Source organism: Achromobacter sp. 1L-A-4-B-C2 (assembly GCF_057291955.1).
Genome location: NZ_JBXAWP010000004.1, coordinates 662,771 through 678,029 on the forward strand (window position 1 = coordinate 662,771; position 15,259 = coordinate 678,029).

At 65.5% G+C, this 15,259-nt stretch carries 11 protein-coding genes; 9 read left to right on the forward strand and 2 right to left on the reverse strand.

Translation table 11 applies throughout. The features are described from left to right. Positions 1-7: 7 nt before the first annotated feature. Positions 8-1,147 carry an alanine racemase gene (locus AC0Z35_RS21590; RefSeq protein WP_314355885.1) on the reverse strand — a complete coding sequence of 380 codons (1,140 nt, stop codon included), beginning with the start codon at positions 1,145-1,147 and terminating at the stop codon, positions 8-10. Between the two features lie 288 nt (positions 1,148-1,435). Between AC0Z35_RS21590 and AC0Z35_RS21595 the strand changes: the two genes are divergently transcribed. The 4 genes from AC0Z35_RS21595 (at position 1,436) to gluQRS (ending at position 6,200) form a co-directional block, all read left to right on the forward strand. Next, positions 1,436-2,398 (forward strand): TAXI family TRAP transporter solute-binding subunit, encoded by a 963-nt coding sequence (locus AC0Z35_RS21595; RefSeq protein ID WP_046803985.1) that lies wholly within the window; start codon positions 1,436-1,438, stop codon positions 2,396-2,398. A gap of 121 nt (positions 2,399-2,519) precedes the next feature. After that, positions 2,520-4,544 (forward strand): TRAP transporter fused permease subunit, encoded by a 2,025-nt coding sequence (locus tag AC0Z35_RS21600; RefSeq protein WP_314355886.1) that lies wholly within the window; start codon positions 2,520-2,522, stop codon positions 4,542-4,544. Between the two features lie 262 nt (positions 4,545-4,806). Further along, the gene (locus AC0Z35_RS21605) at positions 4,807-5,265 is read left to right on the forward strand and encodes a Smg family protein (RefSeq protein WP_006216709.1); all 459 of its coding nucleotides are present in this window, start codon (positions 4,807-4,809) and stop codon (positions 5,263-5,265) included. 41 nt (positions 5,266-5,306) lie between these two features. Beyond that, positions 5,307-6,200: a tRNA glutamyl-Q(34) synthetase GluQRS gene (gene gluQRS / locus AC0Z35_RS21610; RefSeq protein ID WP_104144644.1), complete on the forward strand. Its 894-nt coding sequence runs from the start codon at positions 5,307-5,309 to the stop codon at positions 6,198-6,200. Positions 6,201-6,207: 7 nt separating this feature from the next. Here gluQRS and AC0Z35_RS21615 read toward each other — a convergent pair whose 3' ends face one another. Next, complete coding sequence (locus AC0Z35_RS21615) at positions 6,208-8,835, reverse strand: GDYXXLXY domain-containing protein (RefSeq protein ID WP_485132675.1); 2,628 nt, start codon at positions 8,833-8,835, stop codon at positions 6,208-6,210. A gap of 62 nt (positions 8,836-8,897) precedes the next feature. Between AC0Z35_RS21615 and AC0Z35_RS21620 the strand changes: the two genes are divergently transcribed. The 5 genes from AC0Z35_RS21620 to AC0Z35_RS21640 all read left to right on the forward strand — a co-directional run bounded on the left by AC0Z35_RS21620 (position 8,898) and on the right by AC0Z35_RS21640 (position 15,255). After that, the gene (locus AC0Z35_RS21620) at positions 8,898-11,558 is read left to right on the forward strand and encodes a DNA topoisomerase III (RefSeq protein ID WP_485132676.1); all 2,661 of its coding nucleotides are present in this window, start codon (positions 8,898-8,900) and stop codon (positions 11,556-11,558) included. Positions 11,559-11,753: 195 nt separating this feature from the next. Then, entirely contained in the window at positions 11,754-12,812 is a 1,059-nt protein-coding gene (locus AC0Z35_RS21625) for an ABC transporter substrate-binding protein (protein ID WP_046803990.1), read from the forward strand. After that, positions 12,812-13,582, forward strand: a complete 771-nt coding sequence (locus AC0Z35_RS21630) for an ABC transporter ATP-binding protein (RefSeq protein WP_485132677.1) — start codon at positions 12,812-12,814, stop codon at positions 13,580-13,582. Before AC0Z35_RS21625 ends, AC0Z35_RS21630 begins: the two co-directional genes overlap by 1 nt. Positions 13,583-13,595: 13 nt before the next feature. Beyond that, a complete protein-coding gene (locus tag AC0Z35_RS21635) occupies positions 13,596-14,450 on the forward strand; it encodes an ABC transporter permease (RefSeq protein ID WP_120153330.1) in 855 nt (284 codons plus the stop codon). Between the two features lie 25 nt (positions 14,451-14,475). Then, on the forward strand, positions 14,476-15,255 hold the full coding sequence (locus AC0Z35_RS21640; protein WP_046803993.1) for an SDR family oxidoreductase: 780 nt from the start codon (positions 14,476-14,478) through the stop codon (positions 15,253-15,255). The last annotated feature ends 4 nt before the right edge of the window (positions 15,256-15,259 follow it).

Consider the following 15,259-nt stretch of genomic DNA (forward strand, 5'->3'; position numbering starts at 1 on the left):
AGCGCGATCAGCGCGAAAAGCCGCGCGCGGCGATTTCCCAAATGTCCTGCACCACGCCATCGCGCACCACGACCAGGCCGTCATGCAGATTGAAGGTAGGGTCCACGTGCGAGGGCACCAGGCGCAGCACGTCGCCCAGCGCCGGCGCGGTGGCGCCGGGCGCGACACGCACCACGCCATGTTCATCATTGATGGCGGCGTAGGTCAGGCCGGGCGCGTCGAAGACGGCGGGCGGGCCGCATTCGGCGGTGGTCGATTTCAGACCCGCGTCCAGGATGACGCGCTCGGGCGCGGGCACGCTCATGACGGTGGACAGCACGAACAGGCTGTTCTGGAACGTAAGCGGGCCGTCCCAATCGTTGGCGCCGTAATCGCCATCCATGAACGCGTACGAGCCCGCTTGCAGTTCGGTGTAGACGCCGCTTGCCGCATCGAATTCCGCGCTGCCCGTGCCGCCGCCGGTGATGATGTCGCACGCGATGCCGCTTTCGCGCAGCAGCTGGGCGTAAGACGCGGCGATGCGCGCGGCCTGGCGGCAGATCCGCGCGCGTTCTTCGCGCGTACGGGCGTGCTGCACCGAGCCGTGATAGGCCTGAAGGCCCACGAAGTCCACGCCGGGAAGATCGCGCGCCTGTTGCGCCAGCGCCAGCACCAGGGCGTCGTCCGAGACGCCGCAACGCCCTTGTCCGACGTCCACTTCGACCAGCACATCGATCTGGGCGCCGGCTTGCACCATGGCTTGGGAAATGTCCGCCAGGTTTTTCGCGTTATCCACGCAGACGCTCAGCTTGGCCACGCGCGCCAGCTGGCCCAGCAGGGCCAGCTTGGCCGGCCCGACGACTTCGTTACTGATGTGGATGTCGTGGATGCCGGCCGCCACGAAAGGCAGCGCTTCGCTGACCTTCTGGCAGCAGATGCCGCGCGCGCCCAGTGCCAGTTGGCGCCGCGCGATCTCGGGACATTTGTGCGCCTTGGCGTGCGGGCGCAGGGCGACTTCGTGGCGGTCCGCCCAGGCCTGCATGGCGCGCAGGTTGGCCTCGAAGGGGCCCAGGTCCAGCACCAGGCTGGGCGTGTCGACGCGGGCCAACGGGTCGCCCGGTTGCGCGGGCGGGGGCAGCGCTATGCCGCGTATGACTTCCTGGGACATCGAGGTAACTCCGTGATCTACAGCGCGTGGGATGTAACCGCCAGCGGCGACACCATAACTAAAGCACGACCTTCCATAACCCCAAGGCTTATTCACCCCCAGGTAAACGATAGCTCCGTAACCATTGGCTACGGATGCCCCGCATGCCAGAATTTCAACATGAAAACGGCCCCCAAGGGGAGGCCCATTTTTGTGCCCGGACGGCGCTTTTATTGAACCGCCCGCCACAGGAATGACAAGACGATTTCCGTCACAAGAACCCTACCTGACAACACCGGAGAAGCTCGCATGAAACTCAAACACTGGATCACCGCCCTGACCGTCGCGGTTGCCGCCGTCGGCACCGTGGGTTCCGCACAGGCCCAGCAGTTCTTCCGCATCGGCACGGGCGGCACGGCCGGCACGTACTACCCCATCGGCGGCATCATCGCCAACGCCGTGTCGCAGCCGGGCAAGCTGGTTGCCACGGCCGTGGCGTCCAACGGGTCGGTGGCCAACATCAACGGCATTCTGGGCGGCTCGTTCGAAGCCGGCTTCACGCAGTCGGACGTGGCGTACTGGGCCTATAGCGGCACGGGCACGTTCGAAGGCAAGCCCAAGGCGCAAGACCTGCGCCTGATCGCCACGTTGTATCCCGAGAGCATCCACCTGGTGACGCGCAAGGGCGCGGGCATCAAGAGCGTGGCTGATCTGAAGGGCAAGCGCGTGTCGATGGACGAACCGGGCTCGGGCACGCTGGTTGACGTGCGCCTGATCCTGGGCGCCTACGGCATGACCGACAAGGACATCAAGGCCGAATACCTGAAGCCGAACCAGGCGGGCGACAAGCTCAAGGACGGCGGGCTGGACGCGTTCTTCTTCGTGGGCGGTGCGCCGGCCGGCGCCATCGCCGAACTGGCCTCCAGCGGCGCGGGCATCGAAATCGTGCCGCTGGTCGGCCCGGAAATCGACGCGCTGCGCGCCAAGCAGGAGTTCTTCACGCCCGACACCATCGCCGCCAACACGTATCAGAACGTGGGCGAGGTCAAGACCATCTCGGTCAATGCGCAAATGGTCACGTCGGCCAAGCTGCCGGAACAGGTCGTGTATGACGTCACCAAGGCGCTGTACAGCGACGCCACGCGCAAGACGCTGGACAACGGCCACGCCAAGGGCAAGCTGATCACGCGCGAAAACGCCATCAAGGGCGCCGGCATCCCGTTCCACCCGGGCGCCGAGAAGTTCTACAAGGAAATCGGCTTGTTGAAGTAAGCCCAAGCCGTACTCGCGACGGCGATACGCCGGCGCGCCGGGTACCCCCCGGTGTTGCGCCGGCATTGCGCAGGGCCGCCTCGTGCGGCCCTGTTTGCGGATTCACCTGAGAAATACGTCGATGGAAATAGACCACGAAAAGACCCAGCAACTGGCGGAAAAGTACGATTCCGAAATCCGCTTCCGGCCACTGGACAAGACCGCCACCTGGATCGTCTCGGGCCTGCTGGTCACGCTCTCGATCTTTCATTACTACACCGCGGGCTTTGGCCTGCTGCGCGAGGCCACGCATCGCGGCGTGCACCTGGCGTTTGTGCTCAGCCTGATTTTCCTGGTGTTCGGCTTTTCGAAGTCGCACTATCAGCGCGAGCCGAAGTCCACCTGGTACGCCCCCGGCGGCATCCCGCTGTATGACTGGATCATCGCCGTGGCGCTGGCGCTGTCGGTCATGTACATCCCGTACATCTTCGAAGACCTGGCGTTCCGCGTGGGCAATCCGCTGCCCATCGACGTGTTCATGGGGTCCATCCTGCTGATCGGCCTGCTGGAAGCCACGCGCCGCGCCATGGGCTGGCCGCTGCCGATCATCGCCCTGGTGTTCATGGCCTACGCCATGTTCGGACCGTATTTCCCCGGGCTGCTGCAACACGCGGGCAACACCTGGTCCCAGATCGTCAACCACATGTACCTGACGAGCCAGGGCGTGTACGGCGTGGCGGTGGGCGTGGTGGCGACCTACGTGTTTCACTTCGTGCTGTTCGGCGTGCTGGCCACCCGCATCGGGCTGGGCCAGTTGTTCCTGGACGTGGCCTCGACCATTGCCGGCCGCTATGCGGGCGGCCCGGCCAAGGTGTCGGTGTTTGGCTCGGCCATGTTCGGCATGTTGTCCGGATCATCGGTGGCCAACGCGGTCACGGTGGGGTCGCTGACCATTCCCGCGATGATCCGCGTGGGCTATCCGCGCCACTTCGCGGCCGGGGTCGAAGCCGCCAGCAGCACGGGTGGGCAGATCACGCCGCCCATCATGGGCGCGGCCGCGTTCCTGATGATCGAATTTTTGGGCATCCCGTACCAGCAGATTGCCATCGCCGGCATTTTCCCGGCCTTCCTGTACTTCTTCGGCCTGTTCATGCAGGTGCACTTCGAGGCCAAGCGCGAGGGGCTGCGCGGCCTGACGGCCGAGGAAATGCCCAAGCTGAAGCAATCGGTCAAGATGCGCTGGCCGACCTTGATCCCGCTGTTCCTGCTGATCGGCGTGCTGGCCAGCGGCCGCACACCGTACCTGGCGGCGTTCGCGGGCATCACCGGCTGCATCCTGGTGGGGCTGCTGAATCCGTATCAGCGCTTGCGTTGGCGTGACCTGTACGAAGCCTTCGAGACCGGCGCCAAGTACGCGCTGGCCGTGGGCGCCGCCGCCGGCACGGTGGGTATCGTGATCGGTGTGGTGACGCTGACCGGCGTGGGCTTCAAGGTGTCGTACATCGTGATCTCGGCGGCGCAGTCCATCGCCGGCGTGGCCTCGGTGGTGATTCCGGAAGCCATCGCGAACACGCAGTCGCTGACCTTGGTGGCGGCGTTGATCATGACGGGCATCGTCTGCATCCTGATGGGCTGCGGCATTCCCACCACGGCCAACTACCTGATCATGGTGGCGGTGGCCGCTCCCACCCTGGTGCAACTGGGCGTGCAGCCGATTGCGGCGCACTTCTTCGTGTTCTATTTCGGCATCCTGGCGGACATTACGCCACCGGTGGCGCTGGCGGCCTACGCGGCGGCGGGCATGGCGGGCAGTGACCCGTTCAAGACCGGCAACACGGCATTCAGGCTGGGCATCACCAAGCTGATCGTGCCGTTCGTGTTCGTGTTTTCGCCGTCGCTGCTGATTTCGGTGCAGGGCTTTACCTGGTACGACTTCTTCGTCACGCTGATCGGCTGCATGGTGGGCCTGGTGCTGCTGTCGGCCGCATTCTCGCGCTACATGCTGGTCGGCATGAAAAGTTGGGAACGGTGGCTGTGCACGCTGGGCGCGTTGCTGACCATCGTGCCGGGCGTGACCAGCGGCGTGATCGGGCTGGCCATCTGCATTCCGGTCTTCATCCGCCAGCTTGCCGGACTGAAGCTGGAGAACGCGGCCAAGGCAGCCTGAGCGCCGCCTTGCCGGGGCGACCCGGCCAGGCAGAAAAAACAGGGGCGGACCTGAGTGTCCGCCCCTGTTTTCTTTTGCACAATCGCGCATTTTGGCAGCAAATACGGGCAGAATGGGGGCCGTCCACGACAGGGTGACGCCATACAACATTCCGCCTTTTCGCCGGTTGCCCGGCTAAATAAATCAGCGTAAAGTAAAATTCATGTTTGCTGGTCTGCCGATATGCGGGCCGACTGTGCAAACAGGCACAACACTGCGCCATATGTTCGATATCCTGGTTTATCTGTTCGAGAATTACTACACGCCGCAAGCCTGTCCTGCGGCCGATGTGCTCGCAAAGCGGCTAGCCGCCGCCGGTTTCGAGCACGAAGACATCGACGACGCGCTCGGTTGGCTGTATGGCCTTGCCGAGACCACCGAACGATGTGTCGACCTCGCTCAGGCGCCCAACACCGGAACCCGGATCTACACCGACAACGAATACAGCCAGCTCGGCTCCGAATCCATCGGCTTCATCGCCTTCCTGGAATCGGCCGGCGTGCTGCCGGCGCCCCTGCGTGAGATCGTCATCGACCGAGGCCTGGCTTCGCCCGAAACGCCCGTGCCGCTATCCAAGATCAAGATCATCGCCCTCATGGTTCTCTGGAGCCAGGAAGCCGAGATCGACAACCTGGTCCTGGAAGAGCTGCTGGACGAAGAGGGCGTGCGGTTGTTGCATTGACGCGGCGCGCAGGCTTTTTGCGGTTGCTGTGACCGGTTGCGATGCCGTACGTAGGCCGATTCGCCCCCAGCCCTAGCGGCCCGCTGCACGCGGGTTCGCTGGTGGCCGCGCTGGCCAGTTGGCTGGATGCGCGCGCCCACGGCGGGCGCTGGCTGCTGCGCATCGAAGACGTGGACACGCCGCGTACCGTGGCGGGGGCCGCCGACACGATCATGGCGCAACTGCGCGCATTGGGCTTGCACTGGGACGGCGACGTCCTGTGGCAGTCCCAGCGCAACGCCGCCTATCAATCCGCGTTCGACTCGCTTGACGCCCGTGGCCTGATCTACGGCTGCGGCTGCACGCGCCGTGAAATCGCCGATTCCGCATTGCGGGGCCAGAGCGTGCCTGGCGCCGACGGCGAACGCCCCTACCCGGGCACCTGCCGCCACGGCCTGCCGCCTGGGCGCCAGGCGCGTGCTTGGCGCTTGCGGGTGCCCGACGGCGTTGAACATTTCGAAGACCGCTGGCTGGGTCCGCAAGAGCAGGACGTGGCTGCCGCCGTGGGCGACTTTGCCTTGCGGCGCGCCGACGGCTTGTGGGCGTATCAATTGGCGGTAGTGGTGGACGACGCGGAGCAGGGCGTAACCGACGTGGTGCGCGGCGCGGATCTGCTCAGTTCCACGGCGCGCCAGCGCGTGCTGGGCCGCCTGCTGGGCTTGCCGCCGCTGCGCTATCTGCACGTGCCGCTGATTCTGGATGCGGGCAGCGGCTTGAAGCTGTCCAAGCAGAACGGCGCGCCCCCCATCGACACCGGCGCACCGCTGGCCGCGCTGCAAGAAGCGTGGCGCGGTTTGGGTTTTGCGCCCATCGCGGCAACCGACCGGGAAGGTTTCCTGTCGGCGGCCACCGCGCACTGGGCGCGGCGCTTTCCGCTGTCATCCACTACAAATTAGTTTGCCGCTACAGCGGTTGCAGGTCTTCGCCCAGCATCCGCACCAGCAAGGCTTCGCCGTTTTCCGCCACCCGCAGTTCGCCATACCGCGCCACTTCAAAACGCTTGGCCTCGCCCTCCTGGAAGAACCAGGCGTTGGTGACGATACGCACGCCGCGATCGCGGACGCGGTATCGCAACGGCACCTCGGTCGGTGCATGCGGCTGCACGTCCGGCTGGATGCGCAACGGCGTGGCCACGCCGCGCGAATCGGCTTGCAGCATCACATAGCCGTCGGGTTCAAACCCCATCAGCGAATCCTCGTCCGCCAGGCGATCGCCCCCCAGCCGCAAGCGGGTGATGTCGCGGCTGGCGGCGAAATTCAGCGCCATGTAGTCGCCCTGCATCAACGAACGGGGATCGACCGGCGCCAGTTCCAGAATCACCACCTTGCCGGTAGCCAGCAGCTTTTCGCGCTGCCAGATGCCGCCATTGGCCACCACCAGCACCAGCGCCAGACCGCCCAGAATGGCCAGCGTGCGCCAGCGCAGCGGGCCGGACACCGGCGGCAGCGGCGCGCGCCGGTCGGGCGCCTGCGTACGCATCAGTCGGGGCACCAGCCAGACCAGGCCTCGCAGCACGAACAGCAGCAAGGCGCCTCCGCCCAGCCACAGCGCCTTTTGCAGCAAGGGCACATCCAGCTGGTAGTAATAGACGCCCAGGTAGGCCAGCAGGCTGAGCACGCCGAAGATCACCAGCCGCAGCTGGTTCAGCCCAAAGCCCAGCAACAGCCAGGCCAGCGCAAAGCCCACGCCCGGGCTGGGCAGCCAGAAAAGCGCCAGGGCCAGCAAGGCGATGGGCACGCCCCAGGTCACGCCACCCGTCAGCACGTGGCGGCGCGGCCATAGCACCGCCAGCGCGGCGGCGGCCGGCAGCAGCGCACCGGCCACGACCAGCAACACGCCCTGGGGGTTCAGCTTCCACATGGCCGGCAGATGCAGGGCCGAGATGCCGCCCGCCAGCCAGACCATGCCTTGCACGGACAGCAGGAAGGCCCAGGCCAGCGGCTCCATCGCGTGGCCGCGCTTGCCGCCCACACGATGGCTCCAGGTCAGGATGACGGCCGTGGCCCAGGCGCCGATCACGGCAATCGGCAGCCAGACGAAGCCGGCGCGGCCCGCGTCGAAGTACAGCCAGGCGTCCAGCAGGTCGTCGCGCATCAACTCCGGGGACAGGCCGCGCCAGATCAGGGCGGCGCCCGCCGCCGCGATCAACAGGCCCGACAGAAAACGCAGGATCACATCCGGCCCCAGCGCGTAGACCACCGCCGCCAGCAGCAATACAAATAAGCAGGCGCTGGTGAACGATGTGGAACTGGACAGCCCGTAGATGATGAGGATCTGGCCCGTGAAGGCCATCGCGGTGCCGCATTGGCGCCAGAATGGTCCGGCGTCGCTGCGCAGCACCGCCACGCCCGCGCCGCACAAAACCAGCCCGGCCACCAGCGCGCCTTCTTCCGACGTCACGATGCCCGAGAACGCCACGAACACCAGCAGCAGCAAAGTGGCCAGCCAGGCGCTCAGGCCCAGCAGGCATTGCACGTACCAGGGCGGTTCGGCATGCGGCATGGCGGCAGGGGCCAGTTGCACGACGGGGGTGCCGGCATCGCCGGATTCGACCGCGTTGCCCGCCGACGCGGCGGCCGGTTCGGCATCGGCGGTGACCAAGGCGGCGTCGGGTTCGGCGGCCAGCTTGCGCAACCACCGCGCGGCCAGCACGGCCTCGGCCATGAGCAGGGCGGCCAGGGGCAGCGCAGCCCATACGCCGGGCTCCAGCCGCAACAGCCATTCGCCCACCACCCGCAGGGACACGCAGATGACGCCCGCCGCCAGCATGGCCAGAATGACCAGGTCGCGCCGGCCGCGCTGATAGTAAAAGCCCAGCCCCAGCGTCGCGGCCAGCCAGGCGATGCCGTTAAGCGAGCCCACCCCGCGCAGGATGAAGTCCCCGAACATCAGGGACAGCACCAGGGCGCTGATGGCGATGAAGGCCAAGACGCGCGGCCCGATCAGCGTGCTGGCCCGCCAGCGGCGCGCCGCCAGTTCCCAGCCCAACAGCAGCGTCAGGTTTAGCGCGGCCATGATGAGGTTGGGCAGGCCCGAGCCGTCATAGAGGGCATACCAGGTGAAGACGCGTTCGCCCAGCCACAACGCGGCCGCCACATTCAGAACCAGCGCCCACAACAGCCACACCGCCTGGCTGGCCGAAGCCAGCGCCCAGGGCAGCAGCAGAACCGCCCACCAGGCGAACAATTCCCAGGTATCGGCGCCAGTCTGGTAAGTTTGACCCAATAACGCGAGCAAGGCGCCCAGCAAGATGCCGGCCAATGCCAGAAGCGCGCCGGGGAGGCTGCGCCGCACGCCAGGCGAGGCCCGAAGGCGCAAACCGGCCCAGGCCGCCGCCAACGCCGAGATCGCCAGCAAACCCTGCGTGCCGGCAAAGCGTTGCACTTTTGTCATGTCTTGCCAGTTGGCGGCAACCCAGCAAATCGCAGCGCTGCCCAGCAGCAAAACGCCTAGCCACAAGGTGCTTCGCGCCAAGAATTGACGCCAAGCGTGCAGTTCGGATCCCGCTTGCCTTTCAGTGCCGACTTGCATCTGGCGAATCTCCGATCTTATTATCCGCGCTACTAAGGCGGGACTACCGCCACTGGATACACATGAATAAAACGCTGATTATTGCCGAGAAGCCCTCGGTGGCCCTTGATATATCACGCGCCTTGGGAGGCTTTGCGCGCGAGGGCGACTATTTTGAAAGCGAACGTTACGTACTCGCATCCAGCATCGGCCATTTGCTGAGCTTGGTCGCGCCCAATGATCCGGTCAAGGGAAAGTGGAGCTTCGCGCACCTGCCCGTGATTCCGCCGGAATTCGAACTCGGCCCCACCGACAAGAAGTCGGCGGAACGCCTGAAGCTGCTGGTCCGCCTGGCCAAGCGCAAGGACGTCGATTCGATCATCAACGCCTGTGACGCGGGACGCGAGGGCGAACTGATCTTCCGCTACATCATTCAGTATGCGGGTGTGAAAAAGCCGATTCAGCGCCTCTGGCTGCAATCGATGACGCAGGCCGCCATCCGCGAAGCCTTCGCCAACCTGCGCGACGACGTGCAGCTCAAGCCGCTGGAAGCGGCCGCCCGCTCGCGCGCTGAAGCCGACTGGCTGGTCGGCATCAACGGCACGCGCGCCATGACCGCCTTCAACAGCAAGGACGGCGGCTTCTTCAAGACGCCGGTGGGCCGGGTGCAAACGCCCACGCTGGCCATCGTGGCCGAGCGCGAAGAGCGCATCCGCCGCTTCGTGCCCCGCGACTACTGGGAAGTGCGCGCCACCTTCATCGCCGCCGCCGGCTTGTACGAAGGCCGCTGGATCGACCCCCAATTCAAGAAAGACGACCGCGACCCGGAAAAGCGTGAATCGCGCCTGTGGTCCGCCGCCGCCGCGCAAAGCGTGGTGGCAGCCTGCCGCGACCAGCCGGGCAACGTCACCGAAGAATCCAAGCCGTCGACCCAGATGTCGCCGGCCCTGTACGACCTGACGTCGTTGCAGCGCGAGGCCAACGGCCGGTTCGGCTTTTCGGCCAAGACCACGCTGTCGCTGGCCCAGACCCTGTACGAACGCCACAAGGCGCTGACCTATCCGCGTACCGACTCCCGCTACCTGCCCGAGGACTACATCACCACGGTGCAGGAAACGATGCGCGCGCTGGCCACGGGCGGCTCGAACGCCGTGGGCGGCCTGTCGCGCCACGCGGGCACCGTCGTCAGCCAGCAGTGGGTGAAGCCCAACCGCCGCATCTTCGACAACAAGAAGGTGTCGGATCACTTTGCCATCATCCCCACGCTGCAAATCCCGCACGACCTGAGCGAAGCCGAGGCCAAGCTGTACGACCTGGTGCTCAAGCGCTTCCTGGCCGTGTTCTTCCCGGCGGCCGAATACCGCGTCACCACGCGCCTGACCGAAGTGCAGGGGCATCGCTTCCGCACCGACGGCAAGGTGCTGGTCACCCCGGGCTGGCTGGCCGTGTACGGCAAGGAAGCCCAAGGCGAAGACGCCAACCTGGTGCCGGTTGCCGATGGCGAAACGGTGCGCACGGAAGACGTCGAAGCCGTGGGCCTCTCGACCAAACCGCCCGCCCGCTTTAACGAAGGCACCTTGTTGTCCGCCATGGAAGGCGCCGGCAAGCTGGTGGACGACGAAGAACTGCGCGAAGCCATGTCCGAACGCGGGCTGGGTACGCCGGCCACGCGCGCCGCCATCATCGAAGGCCTGCTCAACGAGGTGTACCTGCGCCGCGAAGGCCGCGACCTGGTGCCCACCGCCAAGGCGCGCCAGCTGATGACGCTGCTGTCCGGCCTGGACGTGACCGAACTGACCTCGCCCGAACTGACCGGCGAGTGGGAACACAAGCTCAAGCAGATCGAGCAGGGCGGCCTGGGCCGCGAGGCCTTCATGCGCGAAATCGCGCAGATGACCCAGGTGATCGTCAAGCGCGCCAAGGAATACGAGCGCGACACGGTGCCCGGCGACTACGCCACCTTGCAAACGCCGTGCCCCAAGTGCGGCGCGGTGGTCAAGGAAAACTATCGCCGCTTTGCCTGCACCGCCTGCGATTTCTCGATTGGCAAGCATCCGGGCGGCCGCACGTTCGAACTGCCGGAAGTCGAAGAGCTGCTGGCCAAGCGCGAGATCGGTCCGCTGCAAGGCTTCATCAGCAAGATGGGCCGTCCGTTTGCCGCCATTCTGCGTATCAGCGACGAGTACAAGCTGGAGTTCGACTTCGGCCAGAACGACGAAGACGACACCGAAGCGGTGGACTTCTCCGGCCACACGCCGGTCGGCCCCTGCCCCAAGTGCCAGTCGCGCGTGTTCGAGCACGGCATGAGCTACGTTTGCGAAAAGTCGGTCGGGCCTGAGAAGACCTGCGACTTCCGCTCGGGCAAGGTCATCCTGCAACAGGAGATCTCGGCCGAACAGATGGGCAAGCTGCTGACCACGGGCCGCACCGACCTCTTGGACGGCTTTGTGTCCAGCCGCACGAACCGCAAGTTCAAGGCATTCCTGGTGCGTCAGCCCGACGGCAAGATCGGCTTCGAGTTCGAGCCGCGTCCTGAAAAACCGGGTCGCGCCCCGTCCAAGACCGCTTCGAAGACGGCGACGAAAACGGCGACGAAAACGGCAACGAAGACGGCAGCGAAAAAAGCGCCGGCCAAGAAAGCGGCGGTGAAGAAAACCGCAACTAAGACAGCCACCAAGACGGCCACCAAGACCGCCGCCAAGAAGGCAGTCAAAAAGGCCGCGCCGAAGAAAACCGCTTCGTAACGGGAATCCAGGCGCAACGAAAAGGGCGGAGCCACTCGCCCCTGATCACGCCTGATCCCTTACCCGGCTGCCATTTGCCGACCCACGCCCGGACAACCCGGGCGTTTTCCATTGTTGGGCCGCACACGCTGGGGTATTGTTTACGCCAAACAGCGCCACCCAAAAGCGCCAACCAAAAATCAATTCGAGGACGACATGACCCACAGCCCCCGCTTCACCACGCGCCGCCGCATCCTGACCGCCGCCGGCGCCCTGGCCGGTGTCGCCTTGCTTGACGGGCGCGTTGCGTTTGCCCAGCCCAAGCTGGGCCGCGTCGTCTACGGACAAGGCAGCATCGATCCCTTTTTCGCGGCCGGCTACGTGGCGCTCAAGAAGGGCTACTTCAACGAAGGCGGCCTGGACGTTGAATACCTGAATTCGCAAAGCGGCCCGCGCACCAACCAGCTGTTGGCGGCCGGCCAGATCGTGTTCGGCGCCACCGCCGCCACGGCCGCCCCCGCGCTGACCATTGCCGGCAAGGCCGCCACGCTGGTGTTCGGCTTTGACCGCAAGCTGACGTACGCCAACATCATCGTGCGCCGCGAAGACTTCGAAAGCGGCAAGATCAAGTCGTTGAAAGACCTGGCCGGCAAGCGCGTCGGCGCCACGCAACCGCAGTCCAGCACCTGGCTGATGGCGCTGTACCTGATGCAGAAAGCCGGCGTGGCCGACAAGGTCGACATCCGGCCCCTGGGCGATCTGGCCACGATGCTGGGCGCGCTCAAGACCGGCTCGGTATCCGCCAGCATGGCCACCATGTCGATGATGGAACAGGCTCGCCAGGAAGGATGGGGCGTGCCGATTTTCGACGCCACCACCGAAGCCTCGTGGAACGAATTCATGGGCGGCGACGTGCCAGGCATTGCCGCGTTGACGCTGCAAGACACCATCCAGAAGCGCCCGGAAGTGGTGCAGGCCTTCGTCAGCGCAATGGTCAAGGCGCAGGACTTCATCACCGCCACCCCGGCCTCGGGCATCGCCGACGTCATCTACGACGACTACCTCAGCGCGTTCCCGCGCGCCGCCATCGAGAAAACACTGGGCGTCTACAAAGACACGGTGTTCTTGAAAGACAACATCATCACCGAAGACGCATACAACCGCATGACGGCCATCATGGGCGACGGCCGCCAGTTTTCCAATGACGAAATCAAGACCGTGCCCTATGCCAAATGCGTGAACATGAGCTTCGTGCGCAAAGCGCGGGGCCTTTGATGATTACGCTGGACAAGGTCGGCAAGGCGTACCAGTCACGCCAGGGCACGACGCATGCGGTGGGCGACGTCAGCCTGACCATCGAAGCGGGTGAATTCGTCTCCATCGTCGGCCCCTCGGGCTGCGGCAAGAGCACGCTGCTGAACATGATCGCCGGCTTTTTGCGGCCCACCACCGGCAGCATCCACGTGGACGGCCGGCAAGTGGACGGGCAGGTGCCGCCTGCGCTGGGCTACATCTTTCAGAAAGACACCTTGCTGCCGTGGTTCAGCGTCAAGAAGAACGTGGCGCTGGGGCTGAAGTTTCACGGCGTGGCCGCCGACAAGATCGCGCAGCGCGTGGCCGAACTGCTTGAGCTTGGCCACCTGAGCGACTTCGCCGACGCCTATCCGCACCAGCTGTCGGGCGGCATGCGGCGGCGCGTGGCGCTGTTGATGAGCCTGGCAGTCGAGCCGCGCATCCTGCTGCTGGACGAGCCCTTTGGCGCGCTGGACACACACACCAAGACGCACCTGCATCGCGAGCTGATGGAGATCTGGCGCAAGCTGGGCCAGACCATCGTGATGGTCACGCACGACCTGGACGAAGCCATCCTGCTGTCGGACCGCGTGGTGGTGCTGTCCGGCCCGCCCAGCCGCGTGCTGCTCGATGAACGCATCCGCATCCCGCATCCGCGCGACGTGTTCACGCTGCGCGAAACGCCGCAGTTCGTCGCCCATGTGCAAAGCCTCTGGAGCGTGCTGGGCCAGCAGTTCCGCGCCGCCGCCTGATTCTTCCTGCCCCATGATTCCGACTGAAACCTCAAATTCCTTGCAGGACCAGCTACGGCTGGACCGCCGCGCCGGCATCAAGCGCCGAGTCCGCATCACGTTGTGGCAGGTGCTGATTCTTGCCGTCATTCTTGGGTCATGGGAAACGCTGACGCGCATTCCGTGGTTTACGCAGAACACCTTGTTCGACCCGTTCTTCATCAGCCAGCCGTCCCGCGTGGCGGTGCGTTTGTGGGAATGGCTGCAACCCGGCCCGCGCTCGGTGTGGCCGCATCTTTGGCTGACCTTGCAAGCCACGATGGTGGGGCTGGTGGTGGGGGTGGGCAGCGGCTTTATCGTCGGCATGACGCTTAGCCGCAGCCGCTTCCTGGCCGATGTCTTCAACCCGTTCATCGTGGCGTTTAACTCGATGCCGCGCATCGCCTTCGTGCCGCTCATCACCATGTTCTTCGGCCTGGGGCTGGCTTCCAAGGTGGTGACATCGTGGTTCGTGGTGTTCTTCCTAGTGTTCTTCAACACCTACAAGGGCGGGCGCAGCGTCGAGCGTGAACTGGTGGACTTCTGCCGCACGCTGGGCGGCTCGCCGCGCCAGATCCTGTGGCGGGTGCGCATACCCACCGCCGCGGCCTGGACGTTCGCCGCCTTGCCTAACGCCATCAGCTTCGCGTTGATCGGCGTGGTGCTGGCCGAATTCGTCGGGTCGACCACGGGCATGGGCTACCTGATGATCACCGCGCTGGCCACCTTGAACGCCACCGACATGTTCGCGGCCGTAACGCTGCTGTCCATCGTCGGTATCGCGCTGGTTTATTGTGTGACCTGGCTGGAACGGCGGCTGCTGCATTGGGCGCCGGAATTCAGGGAATGACCATGGAACATTCGGGACAGCATTGATGAGCACTCTTCCCTATTTGCGTAACTTCGACCTGACGGGCCAGGTGGCGCTGATAACCGGGTCCGCGCGCGGGCTGGGCTTTTGCATTGCGCGCGCGTTGGCCGGCTGCGGCGCGCGCGTGTTGATCAACGGCCGCAACAGCGCGTCGGTGGACGCCGCCGTGGCCGAGCTGGCCGATGCGGGCCTGGACGCGCATGCCTTGCCGTTCGACGTCAGCAACGACGCCGACATGGCGCGCGCCTTTCAACGCATCGATGACGAGCATGGCCGGCTGGACGTGCTGGTCAACAACGTGGGCGCACGCAACCGCAAGACGCTGCGCGACACAACGCCGGCCGAAATCCGCGAATTGATCGATACCGATCTGGTGGCCGGCATGCTGCTGGCCAAGTTCGCGGCCGAACGCATGGTGCGCCAGGGCGGCGGGCGCCTGATCGCGATCACGTCGGTGGTGGGGGAATTGGCGAGGGCGGGCGACGCGGTCTATCCCGCCGCCAAGCAGGGTTTGACGGGCATGGTGCGCGCGCTGGCGGCAGAATTTGGCGGCCAGCACATCACCAGCAACGCCATCGCGCCGGGCACGTTCGCCACGGAAACCAATGCGGCCATGGTGGCGGACCCGAACTTCGGCCCGCGCATCGCCGCGCGCAATCCAACGGGCCGGTGGGGCGAGCCGGAAGAAATCGCCGGCGCGGCGGTGTTCCTGGCGTCACCGGCCGCGTCCTACGTGAACGGGCACGTGCTGGTGGTGGACGGCGGCCTGTCGATCCAGTTCTAGGCGA

What these genes read in the sequence shown, in the direction of transcription:
- AC0Z35_RS21625 (WP_046803990.1), top strand. Translation starts at nt 11,754, where the DNA reads ATGACCCACAGCCCCCGCTTCACCACGCGCCGCCGCATCCTGACCGCC.
- AC0Z35_RS21640 (WP_046803993.1), top strand. Translation starts at nt 14,476, where the DNA reads ATGAGCACTCTTCCCTATTTGCGTAACTTCGACCTGACGGGCCAGGTG.
- AC0Z35_RS21635 (WP_120153330.1), top strand. Translation starts at nt 13,596, where the DNA reads ATGATTCCGACTGAAACCTCAAATTCCTTGCAGGACCAGCTACGGCTG.
- AC0Z35_RS21605 (WP_006216709.1), top strand. Translation starts at nt 4,807, where the DNA reads ATGTTCGATATCCTGGTTTATCTGTTCGAGAATTACTACACGCCGCAA.
- AC0Z35_RS21590 (WP_314355885.1), bottom strand. Translation starts at nt 1,147, where the DNA reads ATGTCCCAGGAAGTCATACGCGGCATAGCGCTGCCCCCGCCCGCGCAA.
- AC0Z35_RS21600 (WP_314355886.1), top strand. Translation starts at nt 2,520, where the DNA reads ATGGAAATAGACCACGAAAAGACCCAGCAACTGGCGGAAAAGTACGAT.
- gluQRS (WP_104144644.1), top strand. Translation starts at nt 5,307, where the DNA reads ATGCCGTACGTAGGCCGATTCGCCCCCAGCCCTAGCGGCCCGCTGCAC.
- AC0Z35_RS21620 (WP_485132676.1), top strand. Translation starts at nt 8,898, where the DNA reads ATGAATAAAACGCTGATTATTGCCGAGAAGCCCTCGGTGGCCCTTGAT.
- AC0Z35_RS21595 (WP_046803985.1), top strand. Translation starts at nt 1,436, where the DNA reads ATGAAACTCAAACACTGGATCACCGCCCTGACCGTCGCGGTTGCCGCC.
- AC0Z35_RS21615 (WP_485132675.1), bottom strand. Translation starts at nt 8,835, where the DNA reads ATGCAAGTCGGCACTGAAAGGCAAGCGGGATCCGAACTGCACGCTTGG.
- AC0Z35_RS21630 (WP_485132677.1), top strand. Translation starts at nt 12,812, where the DNA reads ATGATTACGCTGGACAAGGTCGGCAAGGCGTACCAGTCACGCCAGGGC.